At 56.5% G+C, this 17,886-nt stretch carries 15 protein-coding genes; 1 reads left to right on the forward strand and 14 read right to left on the reverse strand.

Going from position 1 to position 17,886, the window contains the following annotated elements; translation table 11 throughout:
- The first annotated feature begins 112 nt into the window (after nt 1-112).
- The gene (locus tag ACEVJK_RS09830) at nt 113-931 is read left to right on the forward strand and encodes a sugar phosphate isomerase/epimerase (RefSeq protein ID WP_186852363.1); all 819 of its coding nucleotides are present in this window, start codon (nt 113-115) and stop codon (nt 929-931) included.
- Between the two features lie 90 nt (nt 932-1,021).
- On the opposite strand, the gene ACEVJK_RS09835 is transcribed toward ACEVJK_RS09830, so the two are convergent.
- The 14 genes from ACEVJK_RS09835 to ACEVJK_RS09900 form a co-directional block, all read right to left on the reverse strand.
- A complete protein-coding gene (locus tag ACEVJK_RS09835) occupies nt 1,022-2,113 on the reverse strand; it encodes a LacI family DNA-binding transcriptional regulator (RefSeq protein WP_147572846.1) in 1,092 nt (363 codons plus the stop codon).
- 164 nt (nt 2,114-2,277) lie between these two features.
- Nucleotides 2,278-3,600, reverse strand: a complete 1,323-nt coding sequence (locus ACEVJK_RS09840) for an alkaline phosphatase family protein (protein ID WP_240288726.1) — start codon at nt 3,598-3,600, stop codon at nt 2,278-2,280.
- 54 nt (nt 3,601-3,654) lie between these two features.
- Nucleotides 3,655-5,139, reverse strand: coding sequence for an FGGY family carbohydrate kinase (locus tag ACEVJK_RS09845; protein WP_374740452.1), 1,485 nt, complete (start codon nt 5,137-5,139; stop codon nt 3,655-3,657).
- A gap of 32 nt (nt 5,140-5,171) precedes the next feature.
- On the reverse strand, nt 5,172-5,792 hold the full coding sequence (locus ACEVJK_RS09850; RefSeq protein WP_186852366.1) for a DUF624 domain-containing protein: 621 nt from the start codon (nt 5,790-5,792) through the stop codon (nt 5,172-5,174).
- A gap of 24 nt (nt 5,793-5,816) precedes the next feature.
- A complete protein-coding gene (locus ACEVJK_RS09855; protein ID WP_240288732.1) occupies nt 5,817-6,896 on the reverse strand; it encodes a ComEC/Rec2 family competence protein in 1,080 nt (359 codons plus the stop codon).
- Nucleotides 6,897-6,988: 92 nt separating this feature from the next.
- The gene (locus ACEVJK_RS09860; RefSeq protein WP_240288734.1) at nt 6,989-8,401 is read right to left on the reverse strand and encodes an extracellular solute-binding protein; all 1,413 of its coding nucleotides are present in this window, start codon (nt 8,399-8,401) and stop codon (nt 6,989-6,991) included.
- Between the two features lie 65 nt (nt 8,402-8,466).
- Nucleotides 8,467-9,303: a carbohydrate ABC transporter permease gene (locus ACEVJK_RS09865; protein WP_186852368.1), complete on the reverse strand. Its 837-nt coding sequence runs from the start codon at nt 9,301-9,303 to the stop codon at nt 8,467-8,469.
- Nucleotides 9,300-10,196, reverse strand: coding sequence for a carbohydrate ABC transporter permease (locus ACEVJK_RS09870; RefSeq protein ID WP_147572860.1), 897 nt, complete (start codon nt 10,194-10,196; stop codon nt 9,300-9,302). The genes ACEVJK_RS09865 and ACEVJK_RS09870 overlap by 4 nt, the downstream gene beginning before the upstream one ends.
- 54 nt (nt 10,197-10,250) lie before the next feature.
- Complete coding sequence (locus tag ACEVJK_RS09875; protein WP_374740453.1) at nt 10,251-11,387, reverse strand: GNAT family N-acetyltransferase; 1,137 nt, start codon at nt 11,385-11,387, stop codon at nt 10,251-10,253.
- A gap of 173 nt (nt 11,388-11,560) precedes the next feature.
- On the reverse strand, nt 11,561-12,310 hold the full coding sequence (locus tag ACEVJK_RS09880) for an SDR family NAD(P)-dependent oxidoreductase (RefSeq protein WP_147572862.1): 750 nt from the start codon (nt 12,308-12,310) through the stop codon (nt 11,561-11,563).
- A gap of 88 nt (nt 12,311-12,398) precedes the next feature.
- The gene (gene lpdA, locus ACEVJK_RS09885; protein ID WP_147572863.1) at nt 12,399-13,769 is read right to left on the reverse strand and encodes a dihydrolipoyl dehydrogenase; all 1,371 of its coding nucleotides are present in this window, start codon (nt 13,767-13,769) and stop codon (nt 12,399-12,401) included.
- A gap of 13 nt (nt 13,770-13,782) precedes the next feature.
- Complete coding sequence (locus ACEVJK_RS09890; protein WP_374740454.1) at nt 13,783-15,366, reverse strand: 2-oxo acid dehydrogenase subunit E2; 1,584 nt, start codon at nt 15,364-15,366, stop codon at nt 13,783-13,785.
- A 17-nt stretch (nt 15,367-15,383) separates the two neighbouring features.
- Nucleotides 15,384-16,454, reverse strand: a complete 1,071-nt coding sequence (locus ACEVJK_RS09895; RefSeq protein ID WP_340405436.1) for an alpha-ketoacid dehydrogenase subunit beta — start codon at nt 16,452-16,454, stop codon at nt 15,384-15,386.
- Nucleotides 16,454-17,434: a thiamine pyrophosphate-dependent dehydrogenase E1 component subunit alpha gene (locus ACEVJK_RS09900; RefSeq protein ID WP_240288741.1), complete on the reverse strand. Its 981-nt coding sequence runs from the start codon at nt 17,432-17,434 to the stop codon at nt 16,454-16,456. The genes ACEVJK_RS09895 and ACEVJK_RS09900 overlap by 1 nt, the downstream gene beginning before the upstream one ends.
- Between the last annotated feature and the right edge of the window lie 452 nt (nt 17,435-17,886).

A 17,886-nucleotide genomic window follows, 5' to 3' on the forward strand; every position in this document is an offset into this window, starting at 1 on the left:
TATATTCCGTCTAAAATATTGATATTCAAAATATATTTTCCTGTTTTTTGCCAATTTTAGAGCAATTTTAAGTAATATCAAACTAATATTTTAATAGAATCGGAGGTCAACTATGCGAGACATTTACTTATCTACTTACTGCGTGGCCTTTCAAGACTACCCCTGGCTGGCGGAGTGCATCCGTACCTTCCCAGACTTCCCTGTAGGTGTAGAATTTGCCACCAGCTGGACCACACCCAATTTTGACGAAAATCTGGTCCGTCAGATCCCAGTCTTCTCCCATCTGCCTATTACCCTCCACGCCCCTTTTGTGGAGGAGTGCACCATCCCCGGCAGCCCAGAGGAGCAATTCATGGAAAAGGAGTACAACAAGGCTTGTCGCCTCTATCATCAATTCCACGCTACCTCCATGGTTATGCATACCCACGAGGGTAGCTTTCCCGCCCAGGAGGGGGACCGCTGGCGAGCCCGCTCTCTGGAGGTCTTGCTGGACTGGACCCGCCGCATGATAGACGAGGGCATCCACGTAACAGTGGAAAATGTGGGCTATCCCAAAAAGAACAGCGTCCTTTTTGACCAGGAGCAGTTCGTAGCTCTTTTTGACCGTCTCCCCCAGGAGGTCGGCTGTCTGATCGATACCGGTCACGCCATGCTCAACCGCTGGGATATTCCCGCCCTTATCCGCCGAATGGGGACCCGCATCAAAGGATACCACCTCAACAACAACGACGGCTTCCACGACAGCCACTACCCTATTTACGACCCAGAGGGCTTCTGTTCCCATCAGGAGATGGACGACATTCTCCGCGCCATCGCCCAATATACACCTCAGGCCCACCTAGTGCTGGAATACGCCCCCGACGGGAGGGCAACCACGCCCGTCATCCACTCCGACATCCGCCGAGTGGTTCAAATCACAGAGTCCCTGTAGCAGCTGTACTCCCTCACAAATATTGCGCGCCCCGGCATCCGGCCTCTCAGGCCGGCTTTGCCGGGGCGCATATTTTGTGTCCGCTTCCTGTCACTTTAACACCAGCCGGCTCTGGGCAGGAGGAGGAGCCGTGGTCCCACGGGCCACCAGCTGAGGATGGCACTCCACCTTGTACCGCGGCACTGTGCCGGCCGCCCCAGCTCCCCCCGGAGGCATTTTGAGCTTTTGCAGCAGCACTTCCACCGCGCTCCGGGCCAACATCTCAGTGTGCTGATCCACTGTGGTCAACGATACACCGGTCAGCCGGGAATAAAATAAATTATCAAACCCCAGCACCGATACATCTTCCGGCACAGAAATGCCCCTCTCTCGAAGGGAGTCAATCACTCCGTATGCCAGCATATCATTGATACAGACAATGGCGGTGACTCCTTGGTCGTACAGCTTCTCGTTCTGGGCCAGCAAGTAACCCGCGTGGTAATCATTGAGCCGTTCGGCCAGGTTGTCCGCCTCCGAATTGTTTTCAATACATAAGACCAGGTCATTGTCGGGCAGATGCTGTGCGAAATAGGCTTTCAGCCCGTTCAGCCGCTCCGTCCGAGCAGTGTTCCGTTTCAGAGGGCTGGTAAGTACAGCGATGCGCTGATGTCCCAGCGCATGGAGGTGTTCAGCAGCCAACCGGCCCGCCAGACAGTTATTCAGCTCTATGATATCTGTTTCCAGATTAGAGATGCGGTCACAAATGGTAACTACCGGTATCTTAGCTGACACCTCAGCAAAGGCAGCCGGATTATCCGGCGGCGACAGCAGGATAACTCCGGGATAGTTATTGCTGACCGCCATCTCCATATACAGCTTTTCCGACTCCGTATCGTGGTAAGTGCAGCAGGAGACCACCTTATACCCCTGGGCGTAACACACGTCCTCGATGCTGCTGAGCATGGCTGTGTAATACGGGTTGGTCACGTTTGCCATCAGCACCATAACGGTCTTGGGCCGAGGCCCCTGCGTAATGGGACGTTTCGCCTTATAGTTCAACTGGGCAGCAGCGGCATAGACCCGGTTGACAGTTTCCTGGGAAAAGGAGGCACTGCCGCTCTGGTTCAGAATCAGAGAAACCGTGGTCTGGGAAACTCCAGCTAAACGCGCCACGTCGTGCATGGTAACGGTAACCCTTTTCATTGTTCAACACCTTGCTCAGCTTTTCAGAATACCACCGCCCAGCAGAGGAGCAGGGAACCCCCTCCGCTGGCCGATGGTAATATTTTATCACAAATTCCAGCCTCTGTATAGTTTTTATGTGCGATACCTTTCGGTTTTGTTCTTTTTATGGTCAATACGGTCATCTAACGCAGGAAGCAGTCCATAGCCTTACCATCCGCCTGAGGCAGTTCCACCCCCAGAAGCTTGGCGTAGGTGGGCGCCTCATCTACCACCAGCCCCCGCTCCAGCGTAGTCCTCTCCCGAAAATCAGGTCCCTTTGCCACAAAAACGGGCTGCGCTCCCAGGTCCGGGAGGTATCCGTGGGTAGCCCGGCCGAAGCGGTAATCGTTCACGTCGAAGTTCTGCACCAGCGGACGCACCGCCTTGTCTCCAAAGGAGGTATAGCCGTCGCTCTCGATCACGAAGCTGAAGCCGCCGTAAAGATGCTCCTCATCTCGTGCTTCCTCGGCTGTGAACAGTCTGCCGATCCCATAAACTCCCTCCTGCCGCAGCTCCTCCAGGCACTGATAGACGGCCTGTTTCAACGCCTGGTCCTCCGGGTCCCGGAGATAGACATTGGAGGACATGGCATTGGAGAAGCAGTAGGCACGCCAGTCCACTACGTTGCCCTGTTTGTCCACATCGATAAAGCCACGATCAGCCAGCAGCACATTCAAATTGATAGCCCGGCAGATATCCCTCTGTCCATGGTCACTGACCAGAACCAAGTTGGTTTCCTCGGCTACACCGGCGATCCGGCACGCCTCCATCAGCTCCCCGATATACCGGTCCAGATTGGCCCGAGCCTCGTCCAAATAGGAGCTAAACACCCCGTGGGCATGGCGGTAAGTATCAAAGGTGCCCGTGTGAACAAACATTACCTCAGGGGCATGTTGACGAATCACATCGCTGGCCACATGGATGATGAAGTCGTCCACCGTGGGCCACTGCATGAAATTCTTTTTGCCGCCTTTTTCATAGCCAGCGGGCAGGTACCTCTTATTAGCCTCTATGATGTCCAGCATAGCAGGGCTGGAACCCGCGTCGGCGAAGCTGCTGCGCAATGTGTCTCCAGGATGGGGCATCCAGTATTCAGCCATCAGCCAATCCACATTCTTGTTCCCAGCGGTAACAGGCCAGGAGATGGCGCCTGTGGTATACCCGGCTTTTTTTGCCGCCTGGAAGATGTCCTCCACCTGGATGGCGTCGCTGAACCACAGCCAGTTGTCATCCTTGTTGGTGGTGGTAAAGGAAAAGTTACTGGTGACACCGTGCTTTCCCACATAGCATCCGGTCATCATGGACACATGGGCCGGATAAGTCACAGAGGGATATATGGTACGCATACCTCCCGTGACCTCACAGCCTCCCGCCAAAAATTTCTGAAAATTAGGCAGCCTCCGCAGGGCGTCTACGTCCTCACATACCATAGCGTCTACGGAGTAGACTAAAATACGTTTTTTCATTGCAGCATCTCCTTATTTGCGTACTCCGCTCCCGCCCGCCGGCAGGCCAGAGTCCTATCGGCTCAACGCCTTTTGCACCGCCCGGGCCCAGCCATCCAGCCGTTCCAGGCGCTCCTTCTGTTCCATCCGCGGCCGGAACAGCTGTGTCCGCCGAAGCCGTTCCAGCTCCGGCAGGTCATACAGTCCCATAGCCAGTCCAGCCATTTGTCCCGCGCCCACGGCTACCAGCTCCTCATACTTTCCAAGGACAACAGGGCGGTCCATAATGTCACTCTGAAATTGCGTCAGATAGCGATTTTTCGTAGGCCCCCCAGCCATCCGCACCTGACTGGCAGGCGCGCCCATATCCCGCTCCATGGCTCTCACGATATCGGCCACTTGGTATCCAATGCTCTCTATCCCAGCTCTGACCAGCTCCGCCCGCCCGGTCAGCCGGCTCATCCCCACAAAGCAGGCAGAGGCGCCATCGTCCCAGTAGGGCGCTCCGATCCCCGTGAAGGCAGGTACCAGATAGGTATGGTCACCTGGGTCAGCCCGACAGGCCAGCGCCTCGGTTTCCTCTGGGCAGGACACCAGCTCCAGACCGTCCTTCAGCCAGGTGGTGACCGCTCCAGCATAGTTCACCACACCCTCCAGAGCGTATACAGTCTTTCCATTCATCCGCCAGGCCACCGTGGTATTGAGTCCATTCTGGGACTCCAGCGGTTCTTCTCCAATATTCATCAGTACGCAGGTGCCTGTTCCATGACCCGCCATGCAGTCCCCCCGCTCCACGCATCCGTGTCCAAAAAGGGAGGCATGGGAGTCCCCGATAGCACTTCGGATCGGCACCGGATGGTCCAGCAGTCCTCCCAGATCTGTCTGTCCATATTCCCCATCAGAGCCGCACACCTGGGGCAGCACTGACATGGGGATATCAAATATCCGGCACAGCTCCGGATCCCACTCCATGGTATGGATATTAAACAGCTGGGTGCGGGAGGCGTTGCTGCAATCCGTTCTGTGGACTTTTCCTCCGGTGAGCTGCCAGATCGTCCAAGTATCCATGGTGCCGATGCAGAGCTGTCCCCGTTCAGCCTTCTCTCTGGCCCCAGGCACATGTTCCAGCGCCCAGGCCACCTTCCCGGCAGAGAAAAAGGGGGAGGGGACCAGCCCGGTACGCCGCTGAATTTCCGGATAATCGCCTCGTTCCTGGATATGGCGGCACAGCTCCGCCGCTCGGTTACACTGCCAGACGATAGACTCACACACCGGCCTGCCTGTATCCCGCTCCCACAGGGCCACGCTCTCCCGCTGATTGGTGACCGCCACGCCGGCCAGCCGCCGGGAATCAATCCCGCTGTCCCGTACCGCCGCCTGAGCAACCCGAATAATATTTTCCGCGATCTCCTTGGCATCGTGCCCCACCCATCCCTGGGCGCTGATTAACTGCCGGTGGGGCAGGTCCCGGCGCAGGACGAACTGGCCCTGGCCATCCAGCAGGATCGCTTTGGTCCCCTGGGTGCTCTGGTCAATCGACAAAATATAGCCTCGTTCCATAGAGATCCTCCTTTCCCGCTCCTTTCACAATTTTATTCCTGGGGAAAAATCAGTTCATTGATAGCCGGCCACACCAGCGCTACGGAGAGGGCGGCAGCAGCGGCCAAAAGCAGCATGGCCCACGGCAATACAGAAATGGGATAAAGCAGCAGGAACACACAAAGCGACCCGTACACCGCCCCCATAGCCAACAGCGTACGGGGGAGCCGGGCGAAGGACAGCAGCGCAGCGTCCCACAGCGCTGAAAAGAACGGTATGCTACTGTCCGCCAGCAGAGGGACCAGATATACGCCCGTCATTGCCGCCAAAAACAGCGACAGGGATATAAAGAGCCAAAGCATTGTCCGTCCCGCTCCATCCAACTGTCCAGCTACGCTGGCGCTCCACAGGATAATCAGCAGGTACAGTCCTACCACCGCTTCCAGCTGGATGCCCCGCCAGAATTTGGCTTTAAATACATACCAAAAGTCTACCCAGCAGCTCGAATTTCCCCGGTCATCAGCCCGTCTGGTCAGCACCCCATTCATGGCCAGCAGCGCCGGTCCTACTGTGAGCAGCGGCAGAGAAAAGGCCGTGAATAGGAGATTGGCCAGCAGCAGAGCCTTCCACTCCTCCAGAAAAAGCCGTTTAAGCAGTTCCGTTGTCTGTCCCATGTATGCCTCCCAATGTATGGACGGTCAAGAGATCACGATGTGTCCCTCCGAAGGGGCATCCGGCAGGACCGCCACATCTCTTATTTTCTGGATCTGGACATCATACACGCCGTCGCCGGCAGTGGATACCCGGATCGCTCCGTCTGTGCTGTTGTAGAATACCTCGGCCCCACCGGCTATATACCGCATTGCCACTGTCCGGCTGGCCACGCTGTCGAACATCCCCACCGCGATCTTGGGAGACATGGCCTGAACGAAGTCCTTGCCGTTGGAGGTATCCTTGCCGTGGTGGTTCATTTTTACCACATCGCTAGCAATATCCTGCCCATACGTCTCTGTCAGCGCCTGTTCCCCAGTAATGTACAGGTCGCCGCTAGTCCAAAAGCTAGACTGACCATAGGTCAGACGCATGGCAATCGAACCGTCATTGGCATCCAGATAGCCGCCGGCCACCTCCTCCGTATCCCCCGGAGTCGGACCAAACACCTGGACTTGGACTTCCTCCCCCAAAGAGAAGGCGTCCCCCGCCTCTAAAACTTCACAGGGCAGGGACAGTTCTTCTATCTTTTCCATCATGGCTCGGTAGGTCCCGCTGTCATATTCATGCCCATTGACATAGACCTGCCCGATTTCAAAATTGTCTGCTACTGTGACAAACCCTCCCACATGGTCCGCATGCGGATGAGAGAGGACCAGGACGTCGATCTTATCTACACCCATAGCCAGCAATTGGTTTGTCACCTCCTGCCCTCCAGGTACGTTTCCACAGTCCACCAGCATCACCATCCCATCCGGCGAAGTATAGACCGCGCTGTCGCCGGTGGTGACCGCCTCCTTACCCGTTCCGTAGATCGTCTGCAGATAAAGGTAGCGGGCGGTCAATTTCCCTTGGTCTTGGCTGGTGTCAAAAACCAGATCAAAGTAATCCTCCGGCTGGGAAATTTCTCCCTCTTTCAAAGCCGAGGAGCCAGAAGCGGAGTCCCCTGGTCCTGACGCGGACACAGATGTGCCGCTCTGACCGCCGCTGATATCCCCTGGCTCTCCCGCACACGCGGCCAGCATCGCTAGCGCCAGAAGGGAAGTCCAGAAAAGTTTATGTTTCATGACCAAGTTCCCCCTTTATCATCGGAAAAGGGGGGCAGGGCCTGGCCCTGCCCCCACATGGGAAGTTATGCTATACCTGGAACACCGTCCGCTCAGGGATTGGACATATTGTATAGGTCAATCGCTTCCTGAATGGTCTCCTCAGCAGTCTTGATGACGTCGTCGATGTTAGCCTTAGGATCGCTGGACACGGTTTCGATGGCCAGCTTGTTAGCCACCTTCATCTCGTTGGAGATGGGGATATAGGGGTTGGTAGCGGAGTCGTCAGAGGCGGCCAGGGACTCGTACACGCCGGTAACGGCGGGGAAGGTGTTGGCCACATAGTCGTTATAAGTATCGCTGGTATAGGACTCCTGGTTGGGAGCCAGATAGCCGGTGGCGACAGCAAAGGAAGCGGCCTGCTCGCCGGTGCTGGCGAACTTGATAAATTCATAGGCGCCCTGCTGTTCAGCGGTGTCGCCGGTGTTGCAGATCCACAGTCCGGTGCCGCCGGCGGGCTCGCCGGAATTCATGCCGGCCTCAGTGGCGGAGATCATGGGGATGATTCCCACTTCAAAAGCGCCGTTGGCAGCGTCCAGAATCTTGGTGGTCATAGAAACCACGCCCATGAACATGGCGCAGTCGCCGGAAGCCATCTGGGGAATAACCTCAGCCTGGTAGTCAGAACCGTAGGCCACACACAGCTTTTCCGCGTGGAGCTTCTGATACACGTCCAGCATATTGTAGATGGCGTCGTGTACTTTGGCATCCTTGGTGTACAGACACTCGGTAATCCGCTCGCTGCCCAGGCCGTTGTTGTTGTTATATGCCTGCAGGCCCTCACGGCCCAGAGCGGCGTTGAAGTAGAAGCCATCGGGATGGAAGCCGACGCCGTAGGTGGTATAACCGCCCTCGACCAGTTTGACGCAGGCGTCATAGAGATCGTTGAAGCTCTTGATCTCCTTGGGATCGATGCCGGCCTCAGCCAGCATATCGGCGTTATAGTAAATGCCGGGATAGCTGTAGCCCACGGGGTAACCGACCTGGTTGCCCTCGTTGTCGCAGTAAGCGGTGCGGATGGCTTCCCAGGTGCTCTCCAGCTCAGGCCAGCCGTTGGTATCGGCGTCGATAAAGCCCTGGAGCGGGACACAGTATTCAGCCGTGGCGTACATAGCTACGTTCTCCACAGGACCAGAGAACATGGAGGGCAGATCGGCCTGGGCGGTAGAGCCCAGCTTGGCGTTCAGCTCGGTCTGATTGCCCTGATACTCGATGGTCACATGATAGGCGTCCTGGCTCTCATTGAAGGCGTCAATCACCTTCTGCAGGTGGTCCACGTTGGCCTGGCCAAAGGCGGTCCACCACAGAACCTCGACAGGCTCGCCGGAGGTGGAGGGGGTGCTGGCGCTGGTGCCCGCGCCGGAAGACGCGCTGCCCTTGCTGTCGTCGGGCTTGTCTTTGCTGCCGCAGGCCGCCAAGCTCATAGTCATGGCAAGCGCAAGAACAATGGATAAGACCTTTTTCATACTAATGCTCCTTTTCCAATTTTTTATAAAAAGCCTCTTTGCTTTTTACAACATCAGGATAGGCCTCAGCCCTTCAGGCCGCCGGCTGTCATGCCCTTGATAATGTAATCCTGACCCAAAATATAGATTAGGACCGAGGGAATGATAGCTACCACGGCGCCGGCCAGAATATGTCCGTAGTTCACCACATCGGCTGTGACTAGATAGGAGATTCCAATCTGGATCGTCCGCATCTCGTCCCGGCTGGTGACCAGCATAGGCCAGAAATACTGGTTGTAGATCTGGACGAACAGATAGATCGCCAACGAGGAAATGGTAGGGATGGACAGGGGCATAGCCACACGGAAGAGAAATCCCATGTCACCGCAGCCATCCAGAATAGCGGCCTCCTTATAATCTTTGGGCAGGGTCATAAAATACTGCCGCATTAGGAAAATAGCGGTGCCCGAAATGAGGGAGGGCAGAACCAAACCGATATAGGTGTCAATCAGGTCCATGTTCTGAATGGTAACATAGTTGGTGATGACCACCACCTCGCCGGGGATCATCGTCGTCATCAAAATCAGGGTAAACAGCAGGTTTTTCCCAGGGAATTTGAAGAACACGAAGCCGTAGGCTGCCAGACAGGAGATTATGACTTGGGCCACGATACACACCAAGCATACCACGGCAGAGTTTTTCAGATAGTGAAGAATGGGGATCTGCCGAAAAACCTGAGCATAGCTCTCCAGGGTGGGGTTGGCTGTGATCAGCTTCAGGGGATAGGTCATCAGCTCCTGATCCGTCTGCAGCGAGAAGCATACGCCGACAATCAGCGGAGAAATGAACAAAATACCGATGATCGTCTTGAGAGCAAAGGAGGATATCTCTCCCGCTATTTTCTTCTGATGGGGCGTAATCATTGGTAATGCACCACCTTTTTCTCCAGGGCGAACTGGATCCTGGTGAACAGGAAGATCAGCCCAAACAGGAACAGGGCCTGCACGCAGGCCGTTTCAAATCGACCGTTAATAATGGCGTTCTCGTATATGTAGTAGATTAGTGTCTTCGTCTGGTTAGCCGGACCGCCCTGGGTCAGCAGTCTGATCTGAGCAAAGCTCTTGAACGAGCTGCCGATGTTCAGAAACAGGACAAAGAAAATCTGAGGAGAGGCCATTGGAATAATAATATCCTTAATTCGGCGGAAAGGGCCGGCCCCGTCCAGCAGGGCACTCTCCAGCAGGTCCTCAGGCACATTCCGAAAGCCTACCAACAGGAAGATGAAACTCACGCCAATATGCATCCAGATTGTCATAGCGCAGACCGCCCAGATGGCATGGGGCATCTCGTTTGTCCAGGCGATCTCCGTACCCAGAATATTATTCAGCAGGCCGTTCTTCTGGCGGTAGATAAACAAGAAGATAGCGGCAGCCGGGGAGGAGGCGATGGCCATGGGCAAGGCGTACATGGTCTGGTAGACCTTGGAAAAACGGACCTTTTTAGTCGCCATCAGGGCAAAAATCATGGCGACAATAAAGGTAAAAAACAGGTTGATAGCGGCCATCTTCAAGGTAACGGCCACCACATCCCAGAAGGAGTCCTTGGTCAGCACTCGGATCCAGTTGTCCGGACCAACCCACTGGGTAAAGTTACCCTGCTTATTGGTCAGCGCGAAGGACAGTACAATAGTCTTGATAAAGGGATAAAAGGTAAACAGCGTGAACAGGGCCATAGCAGGAAAGATCAGTACATAGGGCAGCGGTTTGACCCGTCCCAGGCGCCGTTCCTTCCCCGGTTCCCTTTGGAGTTTGCTCAAAATTTTCACCCTTCCTCTGTTCGCTCAAAGCATCAAACGGTCATCCACCCGGCCTCAGGCCAGGATGGGATAAGGGCACGGGGGAGAGAACAGCTCAAGGGCCATACGGTCCCGGAAGCCCCGCATAGGGGTAAAGGTAAACCGCTCCACCACCCGCCGGTCCTCGGGCAGCCGAGGAACAGAGACGGTCAGAACACGTTTCCCCTGATACCGAAACACATGAGCCGCATATCCGAACAGCTGTTCAGTATAACCCTTACCCTGAAGCTCTGGCAGGACAAACATGGTCCTGACATGGCCGCAGTCCTCAGGAGTCTCCTCCTCGTTTTCCATCCAGACAAAGCCCACGGGGCGGCCCTTTAGGCGGCAGACAGCCAAATAATCCGGATTGTAAGCCGTCAGCTCTCTGGCCCGTGCCAGCCACTCCGCTCCGTCAAAGGGCACTTCCGCTCCCTCTGTCTGCCGGGCGTGGGCTCTGGCCAGTTCCTCCAGGACCTCACTCTCCTTGTCTAAGTCCACCGGGTCCACAGCCATATTGATGTCGGCTCCCGCTACGCCGCTCCAGGCCCGCCGCAGTTCCGGCGGGAGGTGGGAGCCGTCATTCATATACTCCACAGAGAAATTGCCCTCCCGGTCTACATGAATCAGGCTGACCGAGGTGTTGTCCCCATGGCCTACCACTTTCACATCAGACATGGGCCGCCCCATCATAGCGCATAGGCCAGCCTTGATGGTACAGGAGTGGGATACGCACAGGGCATTCCCGTCCCCCACTTCCCGGGCAATGCGCCGCAGGCCGAACAGCAGACGGTCTGCCACCTGCTGAAAGGTACTGGCCCCCGGAGTAGTATTGGCCCAGGGGTGCTCATCCCAATCTTTGCTTTCTTTTGGATATTCCTTGGCAATATTGCCCCAGGCCATATCCTCCCAGACACCAGTGGTGACTTCCCGCAGGTGGATCCTCACTCGGATGGGCAGCCCTCGCTCCTTGGCGATGGGCTCCACTGTCATGATAGAACGGAAGGCGTCGCTAGAATAGATGCTGTCGATAGGGATATCCCGAAAACGGCGGCGAAGCATCTCATTTTGCAGATAGCCCTTCGTGGTGACCAGAGCGTCCGTCTGTGCCTGAGTCCGCCGGCAGGCGTTTCCTTCTGACTCGCAGTGCCGGACCAAGTAAATGTTTGCCATTCCAGATTCTCCCTCCATTCCGCCTCGTTACTATTAGTAAAATTTTAACGATTTCTTTTAAGAATTTTCAATTTTATTTTACACATATTTTATTACTTAGTCAAGATTTTTTGTTTAATTCTTGTAAAAATTGTGTAAAATATCTCCTTAAATGTTTTTTAATATTATTAATATTACATATAAAGGCCGCCGTTTATATTCATGGCATCACCAGTCACATAGCTGGACAGGTCGCTGGCGTAGAACAGCACCGCGTTAGCAATGTCCTCGGCAGTGCCGTACCGGCCCAGGGGGATATAGGTCTTGGGGTCCTTCTGGGACCAGGAGAGCGTTTTGCCCATCGGCGTCAGGATATTGCCAGGACACACAGCGTTGGAGGTAATGTTGTATGCGGCGCCATGAAGCGCAAAGCATTTGCTCAGGTTCAGGATGCCGGCCTTGGCCGCCGCATAGGAGGCGTCAGAACTTCGGCCGCCCCGCAGCGCCGCCAGAGAGGACATATGGACGAGCTTGCCGTAATTCTGCTCCTTCATGACGGCAAATACCGCCTGGGTGCAGAAGAACATAGCCTTCAGGTCAATGTTCATCATCTTGTCCCAGCTCTCCAGACTGATCTCCTCTATAGGTGTGGAGCCGGTAATGCCGGCGTTGTTGACCCACACATCGATCCGGCCGAACAGCCCCTTGATCTCCTCAACCTTCTCCTTGATATGGTCAAAGTCCGCCACGTTGAACAGCACACACTTGGCCTGCCCCCCCTGGGCGATGATGTCGTCCACCACCCTCTGGGCCGTTTCCATATTGATGTCAGTAATGACCACCTTGGCCCCAAACTCCGCCAGGCGGCGGGCAATCGCCTCGCCAATCCCCCGGCCGGAGCCGGTGACCACGGCCACCTTATCTCGCATAAACATATGGTCCATTGAACCGATCTCCTTTCCTGTCGGGCAGGCGGGGTCATCGCCGCGCCCGCCCCTCCGAAGGGCGGCAGGAGGCCGCCCTTCGGGTCCGTTAAGCCTTATGAACCGCGGCTCCGAAGGCGTCCAGAGCGGCCTCCCGCACCATCTCCGCCAGAGAGGGGTGGGCCACTACCATCCGTTCCCACTCCTCCAGAGTCAGCTTTTTGTCTACCGCCAGGGCCCCAAAGGCAATCAGCTCAGAGGCGTTTTCTCCGACGATGGTAACGCCCAGAGTCTGCTTGGTGGCCTTATCCGCCACCACGAACACCCGTCCGGAGGCTCCCTCCGCCAGCGCCATACCATTAGCGGAGTAGTCAAAGGTACCCAGAGCCGGATCAAAGCCGGCCTCTTTGGCACTGTCCGTATTCAGTCCCACAGAGGCAAAGCAGGGATTCGTATAGACGCAGCTGGGCACAGGTGCCCGGTCTTTGGGTGCCTTGCCTGTCAAGATATGGGTCAGAGCCGCTTCGCCCTCGGCGTAAGCCGCATGGGCCAGCTGGATCCCTCCCGCTACATCCCCGATGGCGTATACGCCCTTCAAATTTGTGCGCTGGGCGCCGTCTACCAGGATGTGCTTCTTCTCGCTCAACTTCAGTCCCAGGGCCTCCGCGTCGATCCCGGACAGATTGGGGCGTCGTCCCACCGCCATCAGCACCTGATCCGCTTCTACGCTGTCCTGCTTTCCGTCCAGCTCATAGACCGCCCGCAGGGCGCCGTTTCCTTTCTCCACCCGCAGCATCTTAGCCCCGGTGAGAATACGGATCCCCTGCTTTTTCAGCGCAGATACCACCATATTGGCAGCTTCCTTCTGATCCCGGGGCAGCAGACTGGGCAGCATCTCAATAATCGTGATCTCAGTGCCGTAGCAGGCAAAGGCGCTGGCCAGTTCCAACCCGATGACACCGCCGCCCATCACCACCATACGGCGGGGCAGCCGCTCCAGATTCAGCGCTCCGGTGCTGTCAATCGTCAGCTCATGGCCGGGGATGGGCACCGTCATGGGGACCGAGCCGGTGGCAATCACCACATTTTTCCCCTTGTACTCCTGTCCGCCGCAGCGGACCACCCGGTTTTTCTCCAGACTGGCCTCGCCGTTTATCACGGTGACGCCGCACTTTTTCAGCAGAAACTGTACGCCGCCCACCAGCTTGGCCGTCACTTCCCCTTTGCCCTTCTGAATCTTGCGGAAGCTGAAAGAACCGGCATCCCGGAAAATCTCCCTGTCTACCAGCGAGCGGACCTTTTCCATGGCGTTGGCCTTGTCCACCAGGTATTTAGTAGGGATGCAGCCTACGTTCAGGCAGGTCCCACCCAGATGCTCCTTTTCAAACAGGGCTACCTTCTGCCCCTTTTTAGCCGCGGCGATGGCTAAAGAGTATCCCCCCGGGCCGCCGCCCAGCACCAAAATATCAAACGTTTCCACAGCGAATTCCTCCTCAGCCCAGCATCAGGGCAGGATTCTCCATCAGCAGCTTCAGCTCACGCAGGAACTGGGCTCCATAAGCTCCGTCAATGATCCGGTGATCGAAGGACCCGGTCACGCTCATCATATGGACGGGCTGGAACTGCTGTCCGTCCCAAACGGGCTGCACAGCGATCCGTCCCACCGCCAGGATACAGCTCTCCGGCGGATTAACGATGGCAATAAACTGATCCACGTCAAACATACCCAGATTGGAGATGGTAATGCTGCCACATCCCATGTCCGAGGGGGCCAGTTTGCTGTCCCGGGCCTTTTTCACCACCTGGCGGTACTTGTCCGCGATCTCCTCCAGCCCCATTGTGTCAATTCCCTTTACTACAGGGACCAGCAGAGCGCCCTCCAGACCCACGGCCAGACCCACATTGGTATGGCGGTAGACCCGGACCTCGCCGCCCTCGCAGCGGGCGTTGACCAGAGGGAACTTTCGGGAGGCCACGGCGATGGCTTTGGCCATAATGTCGTTGTAGGATAGCTTGACGCCCCGCTTCTCCTGATAGCTCTGCTTGAGGGCCATGCAGGCCTCCATATTGATATTTACCGTACACTGCCAAGCCGGGATGTTCTGGACGGACTCCAGCATCCGGCGGCCGATGACCTCCCGGGTCTTGGTCATGGGCAGGACCTCATATTCCGCCTCGGTGGGCACGGCGATTGGAGCGGGCCGGGCCTGCTCCGCCGCCTGAGCAGCAGCCTGAGCCGCGCGCACATCCTTACGGGTAAGCATCACCCCATTGGCCGGAGTCAGACCGGCCAGCTCCACACCCAGCTCCCGGGCCAGCATTTTGGCGTTGGGCATAGCGGGCCACAGGGCCTTGGCTACAGCGGGAGCAGCGGGACGAGGGGCGGGAGCAGCGCCCTTGATGATGGGGATATATTCCTCCTCATCCAGAACGCCGGCGGCAGGAGCGGCAGGGGCGGCTGGTGCCTGAACCGCAGGAGCGGCAGCAGGACGGGGGGCAGCGGCTCCGCTCCCGATCATCATCAGCACATCCCCGGAGGTGACATCGTCCCCCTCCTTGACCAAAATCTCCAGCACGGTGCCGGCCAGGTAACTCTCTACCGGCAGCACCGCCTTGTCTGTTTCCGCCTCCACCAAAGTATCGCCCCGTTTGACCTTGTCGCCCACCTTGACCAGTACGCTGGTGATCCGGGCCGCGTCGGTGGTCTGGCCGGCGGAGGGCATTTTGATGGGCTGGCCGCCGGCCGCCGGCGCCGGCTTCTCCGGTTCGGGCCGGGCCGCCTGAACCGGAGGAGCGGCAGGGGCGGATTCCCCACTCCGGACATAGCTCTTCCGATCCTCCTCAGAGCCCACGGCTATCAATACATCTCCGGCGTGGACATCGTCGCCCTCCGCGACCAGAACATCCAGCACGACGCCGGCAGCATAGCTCTCTACCGGCAGAATTGCCTTATCAGTTTCCGCCTCTACCAGAATATCGCCCCGCTTCACCGGATCTCCCGCCTTTACCTTGACGCTGGTAATCCGGGCTTCATCGGTGGTCTGTCCGGCAGAGGGCATTTTGATCTGCTGTACCATAGTTCGGTCCCTCCCGATCACAGTCTGGCCAGTTTGCGTGCGCCCTCAATGATGCGCTGGGTAGAGGGGATCACAAACTGCTCCAGCGGCGGAGAGAAGGGGGTAGGCGTATCTGTGGCGCCCAGGCGGACAATAGGCGCATCCAGCAGGGTGATGGCGTTCTCAGCTACATAGGAGCCCAGTTGAGCGCCCCAGCCGCAGTTGTAGTGGTCCTCGTGGACGATCATCAGCTTTCCGGTCTTCTCCAGCGAGGCCAGCACCGTATCATAGTCGAAGGGGACCAGGCTGCGGGGGTCGATAATCTCACAGCTGATGCCCTCCTTCTCCAGCTCTTCCGCGGCCTCCATCGCCCGATACCACATCAGCAGGTTGGCCACGATGGTTACATCCTTGCCCTCCCGGCGGATGGCCGCCTTTCCAAAGGGAACGGTGTAATCTCCCTCGGGCACCTCGCCGGCGGAGCTGAGCTGGCCGGCCTCCTTTCGGGAGCCTCCGTACAGCAGCTTGTGCTCGAATACCAGCACCGGGTTGTTGTCCCGGATGGCCTGCTTCATCATGCCCTTGGCATCATAGGCGGTAGAGGGGCAGATGACCTTCAGTCCGGGCACATGAGTAAAATAGCTCTCCAGGCTTTGGGCGTGCTGGGCACCGCGGTTGGTGGCGCCGCAAGGGGCCCGCATGACCATCGGCACAGACACCTGACCGTTGGACATATAGCGCATCTTGGCCGCCTGATTGACCAGCTGATCCATCATGCAGAACAGGAAATCGCCATACTGCAGGTCGGCCACCGGGCGCATCCCCGCCATAGCCGCGCCGACACACACGCCGGAAATCATGATCTCCGCGATGGGCGTGTTGATGACCCGAGCCTCGCCAATGGGCACCGGCGTGCCGCCGAAGCCCTTATCGTCAGCGGATCTCACATTAGCGCCGAACTCGTCAGCCAGCCCCTTCGTAACGGTAAAGGCGCCGCCCATACCTCCGGGGATATCCTCGTCCTCACCGATGCAGAATACGGTGGGATCTCTTCTCATTTCTTCCGCAATGGCGCTCTTGAGCGCGTCAGCGATAGACATCACAGCCATCACTCATCATCCTCCTTAAACACGTTGATCAGAGCGTCCTCGTTGGCCGGGAAGGGCGCCTGCTTGGCGTATTCCACCGCGTCCTCGATCTCCTGCTCGATAGCCGCCTCTTCTTTTTGCAGTTCCTCCTCCGTGATCACGCCGTGTTCCAGGATCTTCTTCCGGAACAGAACCACAGGGTCCTTGGCAAACCACTCGGCCTCCTCCTCCTTGGGGCGGTAGCCGCAGGCGTCGTTTCGGGAGTGTCCGCCGTGGCGGTAGGTCTTCAGCTCCAGGATAGTAGGACCCTCCCCAGCCCTAGCCCGAGCAATGGCCCGCGTAGCAGCCTCGTTGACAGCCAGCACGTCGTTGCCGTCTACCACCTCGCTGGGAATGCCGTAGATGGCGGCCCGGTCGGCGGCCACGTTCTCCTGCAGGCAGGTCAGGCTGATTGAGGTGGTGGCAGAGTACAGGTTGTTCTCGCACACAAAGATCACCGGCAGCTTCCACAGGCCGGCCACATTCATCGTTTCATGGTAGGAGCCCTCATTGCTGGCCCCGTCGCCAAAGAAGCAGACCACCACATTGTTCTTCTTCTGCATCTTAAAGGCCAGAGCGACACCCGCCGCGATGGGCAGGTTTCCGCCAACGATGGCGTTGGCCACCATAGCGCCCACAGAGATGTCGCCGGTGTGCATAGCGCCGCCCTTGCCGCCGCAGCAGCCCTCGGCCTTGCCGAACATCTCACACATCATGGCCTTGACGCTGATACCCTTGGCGATATCATGGCCGGCGGGCCGATGGGTGGAGGCCATCCAGTCCTCATGGCTCAAATCGTAGAGCATACCGACGGCGCTGGCCTCCTCGCCAGTGCTCTGGTGGATGGTGCCGGGCATGATGCCCTCTAAAAACAGATAGTAGATACTCTCCTCATACTTTCTGATCTCGTACATCTTTTTGTACATTCCAAGGGCTTTTTCTTTCGATGGGAAATCGCTCATGATCATATCCTCCTGCTCATTACATTTTGCCGGCTGTGCCGTATTCCTTCCCACTGTTTTCCAACCAGTCCCGTCCCTTCTCCCCCTCTTTTTATTACTAATATTTTATTTCCTCGAACGTAAAGCAAGTATACTTCTAGCTCTTATTTTTGTCAATAATAGACTGAAAATAATTTTTTTCAAATCTAATTTATCTATTTTTTCTCAACCTTCTTTTACTCACGTTGTTTTTTTATTTTTCGAACAATATTTTATTTTCTTTTATAATTATTTATTTTTACTAACATTTTTCTTTTATTTTTCTTATTTTTTACATTTCATTTCTCTTTTTATTAATTACTAATATATTTTTCAGGTTGATGGTATTCCTCTTTACCTTTTTATTCGGCACTTTTTACCTTCATTTTACTTGTGTTTCCCAAAATCATCATGTATAATAGCCAAAATCGAGC

Origin of the sequence: Flintibacter sp. P01028 (assembly GCF_041925235.1) — a bacterium.
GTDB classification, from domain to species: Bacteria; Bacillota; Clostridia; order Oscillospirales; family Oscillospiraceae; genus Lawsonibacter; species Lawsonibacter aceti.

Excerpts from the sequence above, each read along its gene's own strand:
- ACEVJK_RS09830 (WP_186852363.1), top strand. The coding sequence starts at position 113 with ATGCGAGACATTTACTTATCTACTTACTGCGTGGCCTTTCAAGACTAC.
- ACEVJK_RS09835 (WP_147572846.1), bottom strand. The coding sequence starts at position 2,113 with ATGAAAAGGGTTACCGTTACCATGCACGACGTGGCGCGTTTAGCTGGA.
- ACEVJK_RS09840 (WP_240288726.1), bottom strand. The coding sequence starts at position 3,600 with ATGAAAAAACGTATTTTAGTCTACTCCGTAGACGCTATGGTATGTGAG.
- ACEVJK_RS09845 (WP_374740452.1), bottom strand. The coding sequence starts at position 5,139 with ATGGAACGAGGCTATATTTTGTCGATTGACCAGAGCACCCAGGGGACC.
- ACEVJK_RS09850 (WP_186852366.1), bottom strand. The coding sequence starts at position 5,792 with ATGGGACAGACAACGGAACTGCTTAAACGGCTTTTTCTGGAGGAGTGG.
- ACEVJK_RS09855 (WP_240288732.1), bottom strand. The coding sequence starts at position 6,896 with ATGAAACATAAACTTTTCTGGACTTCCCTTCTGGCGCTAGCGATGCTG.
- ACEVJK_RS09860 (WP_240288734.1), bottom strand. The coding sequence starts at position 8,401 with ATGAAAAAGGTCTTATCCATTGTTCTTGCGCTTGCCATGACTATGAGC.
- ACEVJK_RS09865 (WP_186852368.1), bottom strand. The coding sequence starts at position 9,303 with ATGATTACGCCCCATCAGAAGAAAATAGCGGGAGAGATATCCTCCTTT.
- ACEVJK_RS09875 (WP_374740453.1), bottom strand. The coding sequence starts at position 11,387 with ATGGCAAACATTTACTTGGTCCGGCACTGCGAGTCAGAAGGAAACGCC.
- ACEVJK_RS09880 (WP_147572862.1), bottom strand. The coding sequence starts at position 12,310 with ATGGACCATATGTTTATGCGAGATAAGGTGGCCGTGGTCACCGGCTCC.
- ACEVJK_RS09890 (WP_374740454.1), bottom strand. The coding sequence starts at position 15,366 with ATGGTACAGCAGATCAAAATGCCCTCTGCCGGACAGACCACCGATGAA.
- ACEVJK_RS09895 (WP_340405436.1), bottom strand. The coding sequence starts at position 16,454 with ATGGCTGTGATGTCTATCGCTGACGCGCTCAAGAGCGCCATTGCGGAA.
- ACEVJK_RS09900 (WP_240288741.1), bottom strand. The coding sequence starts at position 17,434 with ATGAGCGATTTCCCATCGAAAGAAAAAGCCCTTGGAATGTACAAAAAG.